Source organism: Halobellus marinus, from assembly GCF_032113415.1.
GTDB classification, from domain to species: Archaea; Halobacteriota; Halobacteria; order Halobacteriales; family Haloferacaceae; genus Haloquadratum; species Haloquadratum marinus.
The window spans coordinates 2,678,410-2,696,091 of record NZ_CP134946.1 but is presented as its reverse complement, the minus strand read 5'-3'; the positions used below and the strand labels follow the sequence as shown (position 1 = coordinate 2,696,091).

The 17,682-nt window shown below is 62.7% G+C and carries 13 protein-coding genes and 1 tRNA gene; 2 read left to right on the top strand and 12 right to left on the bottom strand.

Going from position 1 to position 17,682, the window contains the following annotated elements; genetic code table 11:
- Window positions 1-16: 16 nt before the first annotated feature.
- The 3 genes from RJT37_RS13395 to RJT37_RS13385 all read right to left on the bottom strand — a co-directional run bounded on the left by RJT37_RS13395 (window position 17) and on the right by RJT37_RS13385 (window position 4,265).
- On the bottom strand, window positions 17-1,522 hold the full coding sequence (locus RJT37_RS13395; protein ID WP_313685203.1) for a carotenoid oxygenase family protein: 1,506 nt from the start codon (window positions 1,520-1,522) through the stop codon (window positions 17-19).
- 495 nt (window positions 1,523-2,017) lie between these two features.
- Window positions 2,018-2,091: transfer RNA gene (locus tag RJT37_RS13390), tRNA-Tyr, on the bottom strand.
- A gap of 86 nt (window positions 2,092-2,177) precedes the next feature.
- Complete coding sequence (locus RJT37_RS13385; protein WP_313685201.1) at window positions 2,178-4,265, bottom strand: DEAD/DEAH box helicase; 2,088 nt, start codon at window positions 4,263-4,265, stop codon at window positions 2,178-2,180.
- Between the two features lie 911 nt (window positions 4,266-5,176).
- On the opposite strand from RJT37_RS13385, the gene RJT37_RS13380 reads away from it, so the two are divergent.
- On the top strand, window positions 5,177-6,382 hold the full coding sequence (locus tag RJT37_RS13380) for a Cdc6/Cdc18 family protein (RefSeq protein ID WP_313685200.1): 1,206 nt from the start codon (window positions 5,177-5,179) through the stop codon (window positions 6,380-6,382).
- A gap of 33 nt (window positions 6,383-6,415) precedes the next feature.
- On the opposite strand, the gene RJT37_RS13375 is transcribed toward RJT37_RS13380, so the two are convergent.
- The 9 genes from RJT37_RS13375 to RJT37_RS13335 form a co-directional block, all read right to left on the bottom strand.
- Window positions 6,416-7,090 carry a glycerophosphodiester phosphodiesterase gene (locus tag RJT37_RS13375; RefSeq protein ID WP_313685198.1) on the bottom strand — a complete coding sequence of 225 codons (675 nt, stop codon included), beginning with the start codon at window positions 7,088-7,090 and terminating at the stop codon, window positions 6,416-6,418.
- Between the two features lie 184 nt (window positions 7,091-7,274).
- Window positions 7,275-8,057: an HAD-IIA family hydrolase gene (locus tag RJT37_RS13370; protein WP_313685196.1), complete on the bottom strand. Its 783-nt coding sequence runs from the start codon at window positions 8,055-8,057 to the stop codon at window positions 7,275-7,277.
- Window positions 8,058-8,226: 169 nt separating this feature from the next.
- Window positions 8,227-9,561: a hypothetical protein gene (locus RJT37_RS13365; RefSeq protein ID WP_313685194.1), complete on the bottom strand. Its 1,335-nt coding sequence runs from the start codon at window positions 9,559-9,561 to the stop codon at window positions 8,227-8,229.
- Window positions 9,562-9,694: 133 nt separating this feature from the next.
- Entirely contained in the window at window positions 9,695-10,723 is a 1,029-nt protein-coding gene (locus RJT37_RS13360) for an ABC transporter ATP-binding protein (protein ID WP_313685192.1), read from the bottom strand.
- Window positions 10,724-11,647: an ABC transporter permease gene (locus RJT37_RS13355; protein ID WP_313685190.1), complete on the bottom strand. Its 924-nt coding sequence runs from the start codon at window positions 11,645-11,647 to the stop codon at window positions 10,724-10,726.
- The gene (locus RJT37_RS13350) at window positions 11,644-12,624 is read right to left on the bottom strand and encodes an ABC transporter permease (RefSeq protein WP_313685188.1); all 981 of its coding nucleotides are present in this window, start codon (window positions 12,622-12,624) and stop codon (window positions 11,644-11,646) included. Before RJT37_RS13350 ends, RJT37_RS13355 begins: the two co-directional genes overlap by 4 nt.
- Window positions 12,625-12,628: 4 nt before the next feature.
- Window positions 12,629-13,858: an extracellular solute-binding protein gene (locus RJT37_RS13345; RefSeq protein WP_313685187.1), complete on the bottom strand. Its 1,230-nt coding sequence runs from the start codon at window positions 13,856-13,858 to the stop codon at window positions 12,629-12,631.
- A 354-nt stretch (window positions 13,859-14,212) separates the two neighbouring features.
- On the bottom strand, window positions 14,213-15,760 hold the full coding sequence (locus tag RJT37_RS13340) for an FGGY family carbohydrate kinase (protein WP_313685186.1): 1,548 nt from the start codon (window positions 15,758-15,760) through the stop codon (window positions 14,213-14,215).
- Window positions 15,757-16,908: a Cdc6/Cdc18 family protein gene (locus tag RJT37_RS13335; protein ID WP_313685185.1), complete on the bottom strand. Its 1,152-nt coding sequence runs from the start codon at window positions 16,906-16,908 to the stop codon at window positions 15,757-15,759. Before RJT37_RS13335 ends, RJT37_RS13340 begins: the two co-directional genes overlap by 4 nt.
- Before the next feature lie 125 nt (window positions 16,909-17,033).
- Between RJT37_RS13335 and RJT37_RS13330 the strand changes: the two genes are divergently transcribed.
- Window positions 17,034-17,285: a DUF7542 family protein gene (locus RJT37_RS13330; protein WP_313685183.1), complete on the top strand. Its 252-nt coding sequence runs from the start codon at window positions 17,034-17,036 to the stop codon at window positions 17,283-17,285.
- The last annotated feature ends 397 nt before the right edge of the window (window positions 17,286-17,682 follow it).

Genomic DNA, 17,682 nt, shown 5'->3' with positions numbered 1-17,682 from the left:
GAACATCGGGTCGGTTTCAATCGGCCGGCTTCGCCCGGATCTCCGGAAAGTACCGGCCGTGGAAGTCGAACGGCGCGGGGTGGGGGAGGTCGATCCGCGCTCGTTCGTCGAAGTGCTCGCCGTCGAGGACGAGCAGGCGCGAGTGGCCGGCGTCGACGTCCAAGGCGACCGTGAGCACCACGCCCGCGTCTTCGGCAGTGGTCGTGCCTGCTCCATCGCCGGCTCCGGGCACGAAGATCGGCTCGCCGAAGTAGTCGCCGCCGCTCTCGAACTCTGTTATGGCGCCGGTCTTCACATCGTATTTCATCACGCCGGTTGCCCACTCGGTCGCGGGCTGGTCCATACTCATCGCGTAGACGTAGCGGTGCGGCTGGCACCACCGTGCGGGTGAGATAGTGGGCAGTGCCGTCCCCTCGTCGTACAGCATTTCCCGAGTTATCGTCACATTGCCGGTCCCGTATCGGGCCTTTCCCGTCACCCCACCAAGATCGACTGTGAATCGTTCGAGACGCCCGGCGATAGCGTCGAGGTCCCCGTCCCGAAGAGTTTCCAGGGAGAGTTCTTCGATTGCCGTCGCATCCGGGATCGTCTCCAGGTCGAAGACCAGTTCCGTCCCGGCGTCCCGCTCGAAGGCGTTGACGTGGTGGAAACCGAACAGCGCATCCGTAATCGGGTCGGCGACGACCTCGCCGCTGCCCCGATCGATGACGATCACTCGCGTCCCGCGGTCGGGTTGCCACTCGAACTGCTCGATGAAGGGTGCCTGACGCCCGGGTTTGAAGAACGAGAGCGGGTTCACCCGGAGCGGGAATTCCGTGAGCACGACGTAGTGTGGCGTCAGCGCGAAACTGTGCATATACGCCGGGGCGTCCGTATCGACGCTGCCGACGTGGCGTCGCTCGCCGTCCTCGGTCAGCGCTTGGACGTGGTACGTGCTGGTGCGGCCGAACGCCGTCTCGACGTTGAACAGCGTTCCCGTCGCTGGGTCGCGTTTCAGGTGCGCACACGCCAGTTGGCCGGCAGGCTCCGGACCGTCGTACTGGAAGTGTCCCTCGACGGCGAACGTCTCTGGATCCAACACGACCGCCCGCGGGGATTCCGTCAGCGCGAGATATCGATCCCCGACGCGCTCGACGATGATGTTGGTGTTGTCGTACGGCTCGGTGAACAGCGCTTTGACACGGTCTCGGAGTGTCGTCTCGCCAGTCGCGAAACCGCCGGTGAAATCACCCTTCTGTGCCTCCTCGTAGGCGTCGGTTTCGAGGAACCGATTTCGGTAGTGAACGGCGTCTTCGGCCCCGTCGACGGCGGCTCCCGCCCGGTTTTCAGGGTCGAACGTGAACCGATAGCACATCGCCAACCCGTCGAACCAGTGGTCGACGCTCTTCCCGCCGGGGAGCGAGAAGGTTCCGGGCCCGGTGCGGATGAGGCTTCCAGTCAACCACCCGGGCAGGGATCCGTCGACCGCGAGTGACGCCGTCCGCTCGTCGTCGAGCGAGCGGAAGCCAGGATGCGATTCCATATTCTCATAGCCGGTCGGCAGCGAGTAAACGATACTGGCCCTGCCTGTCGGTCGCATACGGCCCATTGATGATTTCCGCAGATACTGATGCGGTGTTGACGATTGCTTCAATGTCCGGTGAGCCCCTGTAGTGTTGGGAGGACGAAGCGAGATATCGTGGATAGCCGTTCACTGACGGGACACGGAGATTTGGGCGCGGTCACCCAGTCGAAGCGTGGGTTTGAGACGCTCGGAATCTCCGATGGGGATGAGTTAGTATCGGAGCGGCGGGTTAGTGCGCGATATAGAACGTGGCGTGAACGGGAAAGCGGTATCACTTCCCTCCACACTGGGATCAAGACCAGTCGCTTTCGCGTTTTCGGACCCACTGAAGTCCAGCGACTGGTCGTTCCCGATATTGACCGAGGAGATTTGACGAGGATGCCAGTTCCCTCCGCTCACGAGGACGAGGGACAAGCCAACCGACAGTCGGCTACAAATCGGCTGGTAAGGAAGTCCGCCCTCCCCGAATTGAACGGGGGACAAGCCGATCTACAGTCGGCTGCTCTACCAGGCTGAGCTAAGGGCGGGCACCTGAACGTAGCACGGCTGTGAGACTTAAGGGTTACTCATCAGGTCTGTCGATTATCGGCGACGACTCTGCTTTGGAAGGGGTTTACTCCGATTGCGTCTCGCGTTCTGTGCCCTGTCCGAGGTTTCGTTCCGATTCAGTCACGCGTACCCCCTTCTCGGCAAGATGGCGCATCTGTCGCTGGGCGAAGTCCTCCTCGGAGGTGCCCCGGGTCGCGAGCACGTACACCATCGACCCGCCTGCTGGTCGCATCGTCCGACCCGCACGCTGTGCTCCCTGGCGACGTGAGCCGCCGAGCCCGGAGGCGACGATCGCCAACTCCGCGTTCGGGAGGTCGATTCCCTCGTCGCCGACGCGTGAGATGACTAGGGTCCGAAGCTCGCCCTCGCGGAACGACTCGAACACTCTCTCCCGTCGGTAGTGTGGCATCTCGCCGCTGACGAAGGGGATGTCGAGCGCTTCGGCCAGCGTCTCGCCTTGATCGAGCCAGTCGACGAAGACGAGCGCCTTCGCGTCGGGGTGTGCTTCGAGCAACCGGCGGGTCTCGGCGATCTTCTGTGGGTTTTCGGCGGCGATCCGGTGTCGGTCGCGGCCGTCGGCGCTCGCATATTCGTTGCGCGCAGTGTCGTCGGCCCACGGGACGTACTGGATCCGGACCTCCGGCTCCTGCACGTAGCCGGCCTCGAAGAGCTTCGACCAGTCGGTCCCGATCGGTGGCCCGATGAGCGTGAAGATCTCCTTTTCCTTGTCGTCCTCTCGGACGGGAGTCGCCGAGAGCCCCAGCCGGTGTTTCGTCTGGAGATCCGCGCTCCGGCGGTAGATCCGCGCGGGGATGTGGTGGACTTCGTCGTAGACGACGAGCCCCCACGCTCGGGAGTCGAACAAGGATCGATGCCGGTCCATTCCGGCGGTCTGGTAGGTCGCGATCGTGACCGGGCGGATCTCCTTTTGTCCGCCGTGATACTCGCCGATCTGCTCGTCGGAGAGTGTCGTGTGCCGGCAGAGTTCCGCACGCCACTGCGACGCGAGTTCGCGGGATGGCACGAGGATCAGCGTCTCGCCGCCGACTTCCGCGAGGGTGGCGATTGCCGTCACGGTCTTGCCGGCGCCGGAGGGCCCGACGAGCACACCGGATTTCTGTTCCAGGAAGCGGTCGACCCAGTCACGCTGATAGTCTCGGAGGTCGACAGTCAGGTCCGTATCGAGCGGGTCGCCAGGATCGAGTTCACGATCGTCCTCGACTGGATAGCCCGCCTCGTAGAGCACGCGCTTGATCTCCGCTTCGGCACCCTCACGCACCCAACTCTCCGTATCGGAGATTGGTGCGACCAACTGTTCGTCGTCGAGTTTCTGCCTGGCGACGTTTCCCATCAGGTTCTCGGAGGCGGCTTCGAGGACCACGTAGTCGTCCTCGTGGGTGAACAGCCTGAATCGGTTCGCCCGCTTCCACTGCGTTTCGATCCACTCTTCGAACTGCGGCGAACGACGGGGGAGGACCGAGCGGATTACCCCCAGCAGATCGTCGACGTCGTCGAATGGTGCCTGCCAGATGTCCTCCTGTCTCACCGTATAGAGGTAGCCACGGGAGTCGGTGTTCCCCTCAGCGGCGATTCGTTCGCGCTCGCCCGTCGAGTCGACCAGGTGGGCGAACTGCGAGAGTTGAGCGCGCGTGTACTGCGTCGGCTGGTCGACGACGATCTCTCTGCGCTCGGGGAACAGGACGACACGCTCCCTGTCGGCGAGTTGCTGCCACTCGGTCGGAAAGTACACGACTGGGTCGGGTTCGACCTCGACCCGCTGGACACTCCCCGCATCCGTCAATGCATCCAGGTCGGCAGCGGCCGCGGCCTGTGCCGTGTCGAGCCGTCGGGCGACTTCCGAGGCTGTCACGACCGGGCGGCCTTCGGCCTGTAGCGCGTCACGGAACCGGTCTAGATCGATTGTGGTCGTGTTGCGTTCGTAGGCTGGTCTCTTGCCGCGCTTTGGATCGGTGTCCTGATCTGCGGTAGTAGCCGGGTAATCATCCGGACTGGCGTCGGTAACTTTGGTGTTCGAGTCAGGATCAGCACCGTCATCTGAGTCCGAACGAGCGTCGTCATCCGTACCGGAAGCCGGGAGGTCGGCACCGTCGTCTGTAGTTCCGTCGGGGCGAGCCCCCGTCTCCTCTGTCATTACACGGAGGGAGGGCCCCGATCGGGAAACGGTTTGCGACTACATATTTTTCAGATTCGGACGCACACCGGGTTTCCGGTGAAGCGGTTGTAAACGGGGTCCCTCTGTAGTGAAGCGAGGCACACCGTGTTTCCGGTGAAATAATCCGATTATCGATGTGACCGACTAAGCGATTCTCGTAAGACGCCATCTGATGATATCTCCCCGACGAATAGGTCGGACCTCAGCGTTCACACACCGCGTTTCCGGTGAAATACCTCATTTTAGTTCCAATCTGGAGTTGCCTTCGCGGCCGATCTATAGTAGCGTCTGCAAGTCGTCGCTCACACGATCGCACAGTGTCGTGCGATTGGATGAGTAATCAGTTGCAAACGCTACAATAAAGTTCCCTTCACGGCGGTATTCTGACCTTCAAATAGCAACATATTTATCCTATAGTTTGGTATAGTCCATTAAGACGGTTCTCGAAGACAGAGTCATCGGTTCATAGCGGCGCAGGCGAAACTTCCAAATCCCTTGGACTCGGTATGACACCCTTTTCGGCGCCGGTATGACACCCTTTTCGGCGCCGGTATGACGCCGTATTCTACGCCGGTATGACGCCGTATTCTACGCCGGTATGACGCCGTATTCTACGCCGGTATGACGCCGTATTCTACGCTGGTATGACGCCGTATTCGGTGCTCAGATCTCTGCCTCCAGCTTCATTGAAGCGCGCGTTCGTTCACACACCGACTTTCCGGTGAATCGAAACCCCCGCTTCATCTCCGCCTATCTCTCTTCTCTTCCTGTTCACCGGAAACACGGTGTGTGTGTCGACGGTGTGATTTCCGTCCGCCAACCGGACCACATTCGCCCGATCCCCTCCCAGAATGACAACGTATTTCACCGGAAACCCGGTGTCCTGCAGTATGTCGAACACGAGCGACGATCTCTTCACCCGGGAGGATCCCATCTTCGCCAACAAGGAACTCCTCGAAATCAACCACCTCCCCGGGGAGAGACGCATCGTCGGCCGCGACGACGAAATCGCCGACCTCGCCGCGGCAGTAAACCCCGCGATATTCGGGCAGAGCCCCAGCAACGTCCTCATCTACGGGAAGACGGGAACGGGCAAGTCCCTGTGTGCGAAGTACGTTTCCCAGCGGCTGGTCGAGACGGCCCGCGAAGAGGACGTCGAGGCCACCTTCGCCTACGTCGACTGCGCGCAGGACACCACCGAGACGCAGGCGGTCCAGACCATCGCCGACAGCGTCAACGAACCAGACGTCACCGAAATCAAAGTTCCCGACAAGGGACTCAGCACCTCGACGTACTACAAGCGACTCTGGCGCATTCTCGATGCGCAGTACGATGTCGTCCTGATTCTCCTGGACGAGATTGACAAACTCTCCGACGACGACATCCTGATGCAACTGTCACGGGCGGGCGAGGCCGGGAAGATCGACGACTGCAAACTCGGAGTGCTCGGGATCAGCAACAAGATCCAGTACAAAGATCGGATGGACGAACGGGTCAAATCGAGCCTCTGTGAACGGGAGTTTGTCTTCCCGCCGTACGACGCGAACCAACTCAGGAACATTATGGAGGCCCGGTCGGACGCCTTCCGCGACGGCATCCTCGAACCCTCGACAATTCCACGGGCGGCGGCACTCGCTGCGCGGGAGCACGGGGACGCCCGGAAAGCGATCGACATCCTCCGATACGCCGGCGAGATCGCCCAATCCGAGGGCGCTCGCACCGTCCGCGAGGAGTTCGTTACCCAGGCCCGCGAGCGCGCGGAGACCGACCGCTTCCGGGAACTGATCCGCGGGTCGACACCTCACTCCCGGTACGTGCTCCAGGCGCTTGCGATTCTCTCCCTGTCGAGCGACCGACAGGAGGGATTCCGGACGAGTCGGGTCTACGAGGTCTACGAGAACATCTGCGAGGGGCAGGGCTCGGATACGCTCTCGTTGCGTCGGGTCCGAGACCTCCTGAAGGAACACGCCTTCCTAGATATCATCGAACAGTCGAAACACAGCGGCGGGAGCGCCGAGGGGAGTTACACCAAACACCAGCTGCTGGAAGATCCGGGCGTCGTCAAGGAGGTCCTGACGGAGGAGACGGCCACCTGACCGTATTCGACTGAAAACTCACCGGAGTTCGGTTCAACGGCCTGTTATCCGTTCGAGAAGCGCTACCTTGTTCACGCTGATCCCATCGACGCCTGCCTCCCGGAGTTCGACGATGTCTTCCGGCGTCTCGCCGGTCCAGACGTTGACTTTGACCCCGCGGTCGTGTGCACGCTCGACGATATCGGACTCGATACACAGCTCTTTTGGCGGGTGGATGTAGTCGGCGTCGAGTTCGTCTGCCACCGAGAGTGCCCCGTCGGGGTCCTCGTGACAGAGGACGGCCAGGGACGACGCTCCCGCCGCCTCGCTCCGGCGGAGTTCCTCCCAGTAGAACGAGGAGACGATCACCTCGTTTTCGACGGTCCGGACACGCTCGACGACTTCCGATGCGATACCCTCCGCCTTGAGTTCGACTGTGATGCCCGTATCGGCTGGCACCGCCCGAAGGACCTCATCCAAAAGCGGGATACGCTCCCCGGACCCGTGGACGTCCAGTTCACGGAGGCGGCTCCAGTCCCTCTCGTCGACTCGGCCGCTTCCGTCGGTTACCCGCTCTACGGTCTCGTCGTGAAACACGACGAGTTCCCCGGACCGACACCGCTGTACGTCACACTCGACGATGTCTGCCTTGGGGGCGACTGCCCGAAACGCCGCCTCGGTGTTCTCCGGATAATCGTCCATACACCCGCGGTGTGCGATGGCTAACATCCGTCGCACCCGTGATGTTTCGACGGGGTTGCGGCCATCCGATCGGATCTCGAGAGGCCTGCAGCCGGCACAGCTGGATTTGAGAGGCCTGTAAACGGCGTCCCTGCTTTTTGTTGGTCTGCAGCCGGCGTCCCTGCTTTTTGTTGGTCTGCAGACGGCGTGTCTGCTTTTTCTGGGCCTGCGGTCATCCTATTCGTCCTCCGAGTTCGGCCAGCGATTCGATGACGTAATCCGGGGATATCTCCGATTCCTGGAGGATTTTTCGGTCTGTCACCCCAGACAACACGAGCACCGTCGTCATCCCGGCTCGTTCTCCCATCTTGATGTCGGTCTCGATACGGTCGCCGATCATCAGACACGATTCCGGTTCCACACCGACCTTGTCGAGCGCAGTTTCGACCATCGTCGGCGACGGTTTCCCGAGGATCTCGTCGACGGTCTGGCCGGTAACGCCCTCGATGGCGCCGATCATCCCCGCAGCGTCCGGAATCGCCCCGCCCTCGACCGGGCAAGTCCGATCCGGGTTGGTCGCGACGAACGGCGCCCCACCATTTAGCGTCTCCATCGCAAGTTCGAGGGCCTCATAGTCGAACTGTCGATCCATCGAGGCCACGACGAGATCTCCAGGACTTTCGGTAGTCGCCGAGACTCCTGCATCGTGAAACTCTTCGAGCAACGGCGTCTCCCCGACGACGAACGCCTCTGCGGTGGGATGTTTCTCCTTGAGGTACTGGGCTGTCACCCATCCCGAGTTGATGACGTCGCTCTCCGTGGTCTCGATGCCCAGCGCCGTCAGTTTCTCGCTGTAATCCAGTCGACGGGCGATCGCCTTGTTGGTGAGAAACAGCACCTCCGTTCCACGATCGCGGAGCCACTGAACGCTCTCGTCGGCGCCGGGAACGAGGCCGTCGCCGAGATAGACCGTCCCGTCCAGGTCCAGGATGGCTGCCTCGTATGTCTCGTTCATCTCACACACCGGATCTGACGTGGTTCCGATCCCGACTGGCGGCGGTGGATCACTCCCGACCCACACCGATCGTCGCCGCGCCTGTGGAGTTCCGACGCCGCTCCAGTTACCGATACTGTCCAACCGTTCAGTAAACGAGCAGTGCGTTCTCTCATTGGTCTCTCAGCCCCTATCTTTCGGCGTCGACGTACGGGTTTGGTGCGACGGTTGCCGTGATCTCTGTCTGTGTGTGTGATTCGACCTTCGGATTGGGGGAGTTGCCGCCCTCTTCGCCCCAGACGAGCGTCACCTCCGTGCCGGGTTCGCTGTACTCCTGATCGACGAGCGCCAGGGACAGCACCGACCGCTCGTTGTAGGTGTAGCCGAAGTACTTCGCGAGGCCGACGGTCTCGTCGCCGTCGAGCACCTCGTCGTAGTGGAAGACCGCCCAGTACGGCATCGAGAGATCGAAGTATTTGTACGTCTCTCCCTCGCTCAAGAGCGACCTGAACAGGTCGAGCACGTCCTCGTCGTCCCACACGAGCGTCACCTTCTCCCGCTGTTGCTCGTCGACCATCGTCTCCACCGCCTCCTTGCCGACGAAGTCGTGATCGAAGTCGATGAAGCGCTCGTAGCCGAGTTCGATCGGATTCAGGTAGTACTCGGAGATGTCCTCGGAGTAGAAACTCCCGCCGAGCGTGCTGATCGCCTCGTAGGTGTCGGCGTCCAGCCACTCCCGGTACTCGGCCATCTCGTCGCCGTAGATCGCCGGCAGCGGGCGAGCGATCCACCCTTTTTCCTGCCCCTGTGCCTTGTAACTCTTCTCGCCGAGCTGTCTGAGGCCGTGGGGTTCGCCCGCTTCGAGGAGTGCATTCCGGACTGCCTCGCCTTCCTCCCAGGGGCCCCAGATCTCGAAGCCGGCGTTCGACGCCATCGAGTGCTTCAGCGCCCGGACGTCCACGCCCGCGATGGTCACCTCGTCGAAGTTGAAGAACGGAATCTCCGGGAGCGGCCCCTCGACGGCGGCTTTCATCACGTCCAGTGCGTTCGGCCCCTGCAACTGGTACCGGAACGTCCGGTGTGGCTCGTCCTTGTCGTGGTACCGCTCGTCGGCCGTCGATGTCGCGTCGTACTCGCCGGTTTCGAGGTTGTACTCGACCCAGTTCGGTGACACCGGCGTCCCGGTCAGCTTCAGTCGGTTTTCGTCCAGGTAAAACAGGATCGCGTCGCCGATCAGGTAGCCGTTCGGATTGCAGGCGACGAACTGCTTGGCCTGTCCCGGCTCGAAGTTCGTGAAGTCGTTGACGCCCAGATCCGCGAAGACGTCAAGCGCCTCGGGGCCCTCCACGTAGAGATCCTTCTGGTGATGAGAGAGATCCGAGAGGCTGCAGGTCTCCCGCCAACTCCGGACTTCTTCGATCCAGTTCGTGTGTTCTTCGGGGACCGGGTAGGGATGGCGGCCACTATTCCCTCGCAGGAACTCCGTGGGACTTTCCGCCGAATCAAGGGCTTCTTCAAGATTCATATCGCTCATTCCTCCGGTAGACGTACTCGGGATTCGGACTTAAATATTATCACCAATACGGGTAGTGTTGGTAAAGATCTCTCAGTCCTCTTTTGAGCAGCTCTCGAACGATGGTAGGTTCCGTTTCAGCGGGTCAGGACTCCTTGATGAAGTGGATGTCCGCCGGATCGACGGCCAACGTGATCGTCTCGCCCGCGGGGTAGGATTCCCGAGGGTCGAGATGTAGCGTGATCGACTCACCGTCCGGGAGTGTCGCCATCACCTGCACGTGCTCGCCGAGGTAGAACGTCTCCTCTACCGTCGCCTCGAACGGACCCGAATCGGCTACCTCGAAGGCCTCCGGGCGAATCGTCGCGGTGACTTCTCCCCGCAGATCAGTCCGTCCGACGTCGATCGTTCCGTACCCGAGGTCGAAGCGACCGTTCTCGATAGTGCCCGAGAGCAGATTCGATGCGCCGATGAAATCGGCGACGAACGCGTTGGCGGGTTCGGCGTACACCTCCTTTGGTTCGCCCACCTGTTCGACGATTCCCTCGTTCATCACCGCGATCCGGTCGCACATCACCATCGCCTCCTCTTGGTCGTGCGTGACGTAGAGGGCCGTGACGTCCAGATCCTCGAGCAGACTTCCGATCTCCCGCTGGAGGCGGTTCTTCAACTGCGCATCCAGCCCGGTCATCGGTTCGTCGAGCAGCAGGATCCGGGGCTCGATCGCCAGCGCACGGGCGAGTCCGACCCGTTGCTGTTGGCCGCCCGAGAGCGTCGTCGGGTCCCGGTCGGCCAGTTCGCCGATGTCCAGCATCTCGAGTATCTCTGTCGCGCGCCGGTCCCGTTCGTCCGACGGGACGTCGCGCATCTTCAGTCCGAACTCGATGTTCTGCTGGACGGTCATATTGTCGAACAGTGCGTACGACTGGAAGACGAGGCCGACGTTGCGCTGTTCGGGCGGCACGTTCGTGACCGGTTCGTCTCCGAAGAGGACCTCCCCTTCGGTGGGCGTCTCGAACCCGGCGATGGTCCTGAGCGTCGTCGTCTTTCCGCATCCCGACGGGCCCACGATACCGAGGGTTTCGCCCGCTTCGACCGTCAACGAGATATCGTCGACGGCGACCGTCTCGTCGAACTGCTTCGTGATATTCCGGAGTTGAACAGTTTCACCCATCTATCGAGCACCTCCGACAGAGAAGCCGCGCTGTCCGGTCGCCTGCAGCAGCATCGTCACGCCGGCCACGATCAGGAAGTAAATCGAGACCGCGGCGGCCGTCTGCAGGATCGGACTGTTGGTGATGTTGTTGTACAGGAAGATCGAGAACGGGCGCGGACCGCGGGAGTACACCATATACGTGAAGTTGAACTCTGCGGCCGCAAGCGTCCAGCAGACGATGGACCCCGCGATGATACCCGTTTTCGCGTTCGGGATGATGATCGTGAAGAAGGTCCGCGGCCACGACGCCCCAAGCGACCGGGCGCTCTCTTCGAGTTGGCGGAGGTCCATCGACTCGAACGACGACTGAACCGCGAGGACCATATACGGGACCTTCAAAAGCGAGTACCCGATGACCAGCGAGATCGCACTCGGAAGGTTGGGATACGTTCTGAGGAACGCGATCCCGAGGATGACCCCCGGCACGATGGGCAGGACTGCGAACGTGTTGACCCAGCCCCGTCCGAAGAAGTCGTACCGGGTTACGGCGTAGGCGATCGGAATTCCGACGATGAGATTGATCACGACGCCCCCGAGCGCGAGCATAACGCTGAAGACGAGCGACAGGAACGGGACCGTGATCGTATATCCCAGCGCACTGAAGGACGCGGTCCCGAGCGCGCGTTCCGCGCCGACGACCTCAGCCAACCCGAGCACGTGTCGCCAGTGTTCGAGCGTGAAAAAGCCGGTCGGGATCACGCCGGTCCACTCGGCGGCGAACGAGGCGATCACCGTGATGAGGACCGGCGCAATGAGGAACACCACTGTCAGCGCGATGACGGCGGTGACGATCCGACGACCGAACGCCGCCGAGAGGCGACCGAACCTGCCCGGATTCCGTTCGGGAACCGTCCCGGTCTGGATGGAACGTTCGTTGCTCATCCTGTCACCTCCGCGCTGCTGTAACGCAGCCCGAGGAACGTGAACAGGAGCGTGAAGACGAAGAACACCGTCGCGAGCGCGGAGGCGTTCGCGAGGTTGAACCCGACCTGGATCTCCTGATCGAACCGGAACGTGATGACTGAGAGGGCCTTCAGGACGAGCACCGTGCCGAAGATGGCCAGCGCCGTCCGGAAGGTGAGGATCAGCGCGCCCACGATCCCCGGTCGGACCTGCGGGAGCGTGACGTATCGGAACGTCTCAAGTGGGGTGGCGCCGAGTGCCCGCGCTGCCTCCTCAGCGTCGGTGTTGACCTCCGCATAGCTCCCGCGGAGCAGGAACGTCGCTCGCGGGATCATCGAGTAGAGGTACCCGAGGAACAGCCCCGCAATCGCGAGGAGCGATCCAGACGGCTGTCCCGTCAGTGCGATCGTGACGGGGTTTGCGCCGGAAAGCCACGCGAAGAAGTTCGTGAGGATACCCGTCTGGCTGAACCACACGATGATCATGAACGCGGCGACGATGCCGGGGAGGCTGATCGGGAACGAGATGAGCGTCACCAACAGCCCCTCCCGCGGCAGGTCGTACTTTTCGAGCCCGTGTGCGATGCCGATGCCGAAGATTACGCTCACGACCGTCGTCAGCGCACCGAACCAGAGGGAGTTCCAGACGACGAGCCCGTACACCGGGTTCACGTCCATCCCGGCCCCCACCCCGGGGAGGTACGCGATCATCGACGTGAACAGGACCTCGTAACTCCTAAGCTGGAACCCCTGCAGAGCGAAGTTCGACTCGGAGACGCTCATCCGGACCATCACCGCGAGGGGGACGAACGCACCGAATATCGCCAAGATGAGGAACGGGATAGTCAATACTGTGATACGACGTCGCTTCCTGTCGGTCTCCGTGACGGGCGTCACGAGCCGGGCCGTCCCGGCTCGGAGCCGTCCGAGGAGCGCCCAACGATCACTCGTCGCCATCGTTTCAGTAGCCCGTCAGTCCCACGCCCTCGCCGATTCCTTCGATGATCGATTCCTGGTTGTCGACGAGCTTTCCGTAGTCGACCGTGAACTGCGTCTCCTCGTACCGGCTCTGCGGCGGGAACTCGTCGGGCATCTCCAGTTCTGACGCGCGGATCGGACGCACGTACGCGTCGAGGAACTTCCGCTGGCCCTCCAGGGAGAGGACGTAGTCCATGAAGAGCTTGCACGCCTCGGGGTTCGGCGCGCCCTTGAGCATCCCGTAGCCGTACGGCTGGTTGAGCGCGCCCTTCTCACCGTTCGGACCGGTCAGGAGCCGCACGCCGACCTTGTCCTCGGCGATCGCGTCGGAGTTGTACTTGAGGTCCAGCCCCGTGTAGTCGTACTCGACGAAGGTGCCGATGTTCCCGGCGGTGAAGTCGCCCTCGAGGTTGCCCCGGAACGTCGCACCCATCTCCTGCAGTTCGTTGAAGTAGTCGATGACGGGTTGGATGTCGTCGAGCGACCCGCCGTAGGCGTTGTTGATCGACAGCGCGCCCGCGAGACCGACCGCCGCCTGGGGCGGCTGGAACACGAGATCCTGCGCGATGTCGGGGTTCTTGAGGTCCTCCCACGTCTCCGGCGGCTCGATGCCCCGCTCCTCGTAGATGTCCGATCGGTACGTGACCGTCGTCGTCATCCGACGGGTCGCGGTCATGTGGCCGTTGTCCGTCTTGAGGTTGTCCGGGACCTTGTCCCAGTTTGCGGGCTTGTACGCCTGCGTCAGGCCGTCCCGCATCGCCAGGATGCCGAAGGTGTACCCGCCGTTGTACGCCGAATGCGTCGGATCCTGCGCGTTGGCCCGGAGGTCGGACAGTGCCTCGCCCGAGGAGCGCTGGTCATCGTTGAGCGCGACGCCGTACTCATCCTGGAACGCTTCCATAATCGCCCCCCAGTTCGACCACCCGGTCTGGACCGCGTAGACGTACAGCTTCTCGGGGAAGTTCTCCGCGCTGACCGTCGTCTCGAAGTCCCCGTAGCCGACGTCGTACGTCTCCCCGCCGCCGCCGCTCGTCGTGGTTTCGCCGCCACCGCTGTCACCGCCACTGTCGCCGCCGCTATCGCCGCCGCTGTCGCCGCCGCTGTCGCCACCTCCGCCGTTACTGCTGATACAACCTGCCAGGCTTCCGCCCAGAATTGCGCCACTCGATGCGATAATCTTCCGTCGGGTCGTTGGCTTGTCTATCGGTGACATAGCTACCAACGATAAAAGAGTTGACTGTTAATAGTGATAAATTCTTTGGTGAAATGAAGTCGTCCCGTCCCTACGGATGGTCCTGGTTCCGGGACGTGGGCGAAAGTGGATCATTTCGGGTACTATCTGTCGAATTCTCTCGTGAATACGGAATTTCGATCGAAATATTCGAATCATTCAGCCGATGACAGGTAATCTCGCCGTGGCTCGCTGATATATAGATTATTTATGCACCGGGTGCTTCCGGTAAACCTCCGTATTTCTCGATATCAAATACTCAGCGAATCCTCCGTTCGGACTTGGCCCGGCTTCGAGGTCGCGTGCGATCGGTGATAGGGGTATCCGGACTGACGCTTATCGGCCCGTGCCGTCGGACGGCTCAGTCCTCGCGTGCCGACTCCGGGCGATCGAATCGACGACCGTCCGCCACTCACGGTACGCCTCGTCGGATTCTTCAGCGCTTCCGGACGGGCTGAACGTCCGACTCCTCGACCGCGGCGGGGCGATTCCGTCGATCGAATCCCACACACCCGCCGCCAGGCCAGCCGCCAGGCCGACACCCAGGGCGGCGGTTCCGGTCACGTTCGATCTGATCAGCGGTCGGTCGATGAGGTCCGCCTGCAGTTGCGCGAAGTTGTCGTCCTGGATCGCGCCGCCATCGACGAGCAGCCGGCTGTGCTCGCTGTCGCTCGCCCGTTCGGCCGCCTCGATCACTGCCCGCGTCCCGAACGCGATCGCCTCGACGGCCGCTCTGAGGATGTCCGCCGCCTCGGTGTTCCGTTGTATCCCCAGGATCCCCGCATCGAGTTCGGGCACCCAGTCGGGAGCCCCGAGGCCGCCGAACCCCGGGACCAGGGTGACTGTGCCCGGCGATGCTGTCCTGCGAAGCTGGTCGAACCCCGCGGCGTCGTCGAGGAGACCGACCTCCCGGAGCCACTCCAGGATCGCACCGGTCGCAAAGACTGGCCCCTCCAGCCCGTACTGGGGCTTCTCGCCGGCCTGCTGGAACCAGATCGTCGTCAGTAGCTCTCCTTCGGCGTCGACCGGCTCAGTCCCCGTGTTCTGAAGAAAGAAGTTCCCCGTCCCGTAGGTGACCTTCGCGTCGGCTTCGTCGCAGGCGACGCGGCCCAGCAGGGATGCCTGCTGGTCTCCCATCACGCCCGTCACGGGGACTTCCGCATTCAGGATCCCCTCCGGATCGGTCGTTCCGAACCCGTCCGGATCGCTGGAGGGGTGGACTGTCGGGAGCGCGGCCGTCGGAACGTCGAACAGCGCCAGCAACTCCTCGTCCCACTCGCAGTCGTAGATGTCGAAGAGCATCGTCTGGGCCGCGTTGGTGACGTCTGTCGCGTGCGTGCCCGTGAGGTTGTACAGAAGCCACGAGTCGACCGTTCCGAGCAGCACCTCTCCAGCCGCCGCCCGCTCGTGCAGACTGGCAGCGGCCCCAGTACTCTCAGGACCGTGGGTCAGCAACCACTCGACGTTCGGCGCGGCGAAGTACGCGTCGGGGACGAGTCCCGTGCGCTCTCTGATCAGTCGCCGGTCGTCAGTATCCAACTCCGCGACCCGGTCGGTCGTCCGTCGATCCCGCCAGCTGACGGCGTTTGTGACGGGCTCTCCGGACTCGGCCTCCCACAGCAGCACGGTCTGCCGCTGGCTCGAAATGCCGAGCGTGGAGAGCCGCTCGGAGTCGATGTCCGCCTGCACGAGCCCCCGTCGGATCGCATCGGTCGCACAGCTCCACAGCGCCAGCGGATCGTACTCGACGCGATCGGGCGCCGGGGTCAGCCGCTCGTGGGCAGTGAACGCCTCCGAGATCCGCTCGCCGTCGCTGTCGAACACGACGAATCGGGTTCCGCCCGTGCCACCGTCGAGGGCGCCGATGTAGGTCCCGGTACTCATCGATCTCTCAGCGTCGCGAACAGCCGCGCCGAGAAGTTCGGCGCCACGCCGCTGGGGCGACGGCCGTTCGTCGCGCCGCTGACAGCCACTGCCCGCCGTTCGAGCACACCGAACTGCGCGAGTTCGTACAGCAGGCGCTTTACGGTGCCCTCGGTCAGGTCGGTCTGATCGGCGATCCGTGCCGCCACAGCGTCGATCCGCTCGTCGCCGTCGGCTGAGAGATCGAGCACCTGTTCGAGGACCCGTGTCTCGTTGTCAGAGAGCGCCAGTACCTGGCCCATCGAGACGCCGTCGGTCGGGACCGCTTCGATCCCGGCGTCGATGTGGGCGTCCCGAAGTCGGGTCGCGCCGTCGGCTTCCGCTTCCGTCGCGGCGACGAACAGCGCGGCGAGGGCGTCGTGGGCGTCGCCGTCGGCCCACTCCGCGATCCGCTGGGTGTGGGCGTGATCGAGGGTCTGGGAGAGCCCGCGAGACCCCCTGACGGTGAGGATGTCGACGAGTTCGTACGTGTACGCGGGGACGTGGACCTGCTGTTCCGGGAGCGGCATCGACAGTTCCTCGGGCGGGTCGCGGCCGATGCCCAGCCAGGCGAGGTTGTCAAACGGTTCGAAGAACGACCCCAGTTCGGAGACCTCGGTCGTCGTCGCCTCGCCGAGGTGGTCGACGGCGACGAGGACGGTTTCGCTCGCCCCGAGTACGGAGGTAATCCGCTCTTCCAGTGCGTCTGTACTCACGCCGCGCTCAGGGACAGTGTCGACGAGCAGCCCATCCAGGAGTTCGCGGTAGATCCGGAACCGGCTGTTTGCGTACCGCGCGTCGAGGTAGACGAACCGGACGTCGGCGCGGTCGCTGCCGCTCCGTGTGGCCGTATAGAACGGCCGTTGCCCGGTCATTTCGGATTCCAGTGCCGAAATCAGCGCTGTAACGATTGCCGACTTGCCCGCTCCGGGGGGCCCCCAGACGTACGTGTTTGGCGGCACTGCCCGGTCGAAAAGCGGGTCGATCGCGTCCAGCATCGCCTCGAAGAGCGTCTCCCGTCCGACCGGTTCGGGGGGATGCACCGCCGGATTCAACGCGTCGCGGTCGACAATGAGATCGTTTTCCTGGCTCCGGCTTCGTCGCCGATCGATCCGTTCGGTGAGGTCCATAGGACTATTTAGATATCTACTCTTTCTATACCAGCCGTAAATTTCTTGTTGCGGTTCTCGCAATAATTGCCGCTCGTTCCGCCGAGATCCGCGCAGTTATTTGTGTTCCAGGGGAATGGACACCAATGGCCGCACAACGCGCGACAGTTACTTGCACCGAGTGCGAGCGGACGGAAACCTTCGACAGACTTGCGCGGGCGCGATCGTTTATCGAAACGCACCGCGCGGAGACCGGGCACGAAGCGACGTGGGAACTGCACCGACTCGCTCCGGGTGTCGAGCGCGCCGGCGACGACGCCGGCGTCTGTGGCCGTCCCGGGTGTACATCCGAAGATTCGCCGCTGTATCTGGACGACGAGACGAGCGTCCGCGACTGATACGACTGTTGTAACTGTTTCTCGGTGTTCGCCACCCGGTACCGACGATCACCGGGAAGAGACTACAACAGTCAGTCTGAGAGTATCTTCCTTCTCCCACATCGGTTCGGGGGCCGTCGATCTACCCCGTTTTTCACCGTTCGGTAGCGCGGAGGCCCCGTCCTCAGCGAGCGAAGTGAGCAGGGCGGGGAGGAAGCGCGTTCGCATATGTTTAACACCCCCCGAGACAGACCCTGTTACACTCCACGGGGATCAAAACGGACCGCGTGGAGGGGCCGCCGTAGACCGGCCCTGAATCCGGGAACAACGAAGCCAGACGAATGGCCGAGAACACCGGAAATTAAAGTCGGGTGAGACGGCTTCGGACTTCGACCACGGGACGAAACACCGCGCAGGA

Bases quoted from the DNA above. Each gene is read 5' to 3' on its own strand.
- RJT37_RS13395 (WP_313685203.1), bottom strand. From the start codon at position 1,522: ATGGAATCGCATCCTGGCTTCCGCTCGCTCGACGACGAGCGGACGGCG.
- RJT37_RS13385 (WP_313685201.1), bottom strand. From the start codon at position 4,265: ATGACAGAGGAGACGGGGGCTCGCCCCGACGGAACTACAGACGACGGT.
- RJT37_RS13380 (WP_313685200.1), top strand. From the start codon at position 5,177: ATGTCGAACACGAGCGACGATCTCTTCACCCGGGAGGATCCCATCTTC.
- RJT37_RS13375 (WP_313685198.1), bottom strand. From the start codon at position 7,090: ATGTTAGCCATCGCACACCGCGGGTGTATGGACGATTATCCGGAGAAC.
- RJT37_RS13370 (WP_313685196.1), bottom strand. From the start codon at position 8,057: ATGAACGAGACATACGAGGCAGCCATCCTGGACCTGGACGGGACGGTC.
- RJT37_RS13365 (WP_313685194.1), bottom strand. From the start codon at position 9,561: ATGAATCTTGAAGAAGCCCTTGATTCGGCGGAAAGTCCCACGGAGTTC.
- RJT37_RS13360 (WP_313685192.1), bottom strand. From the start codon at position 10,723: ATGGGTGAAACTGTTCAACTCCGGAATATCACGAAGCAGTTCGACGAG.
- RJT37_RS13355 (WP_313685190.1), bottom strand. From the start codon at position 11,647: ATGAGCAACGAACGTTCCATCCAGACCGGGACGGTTCCCGAACGGAAT.
- RJT37_RS13350 (WP_313685188.1), bottom strand. From the start codon at position 12,624: ATGGCGACGAGTGATCGTTGGGCGCTCCTCGGACGGCTCCGAGCCGGG.
- RJT37_RS13345 (WP_313685187.1), bottom strand. From the start codon at position 13,858: ATGTCACCGATAGACAAGCCAACGACCCGACGGAAGATTATCGCATCG.
- RJT37_RS13340 (WP_313685186.1), bottom strand. From the start codon at position 15,760: ATGAGTACCGGGACCTACATCGGCGCCCTCGACGGTGGCACGGGCGGA.
- RJT37_RS13335 (WP_313685185.1), bottom strand. From the start codon at position 16,908: ATGGACCTCACCGAACGGATCGATCGGCGACGAAGCCGGAGCCAGGAA.
- RJT37_RS13330 (WP_313685183.1), top strand. From the start codon at position 17,034: ATGGCCGCACAACGCGCGACAGTTACTTGCACCGAGTGCGAGCGGACG.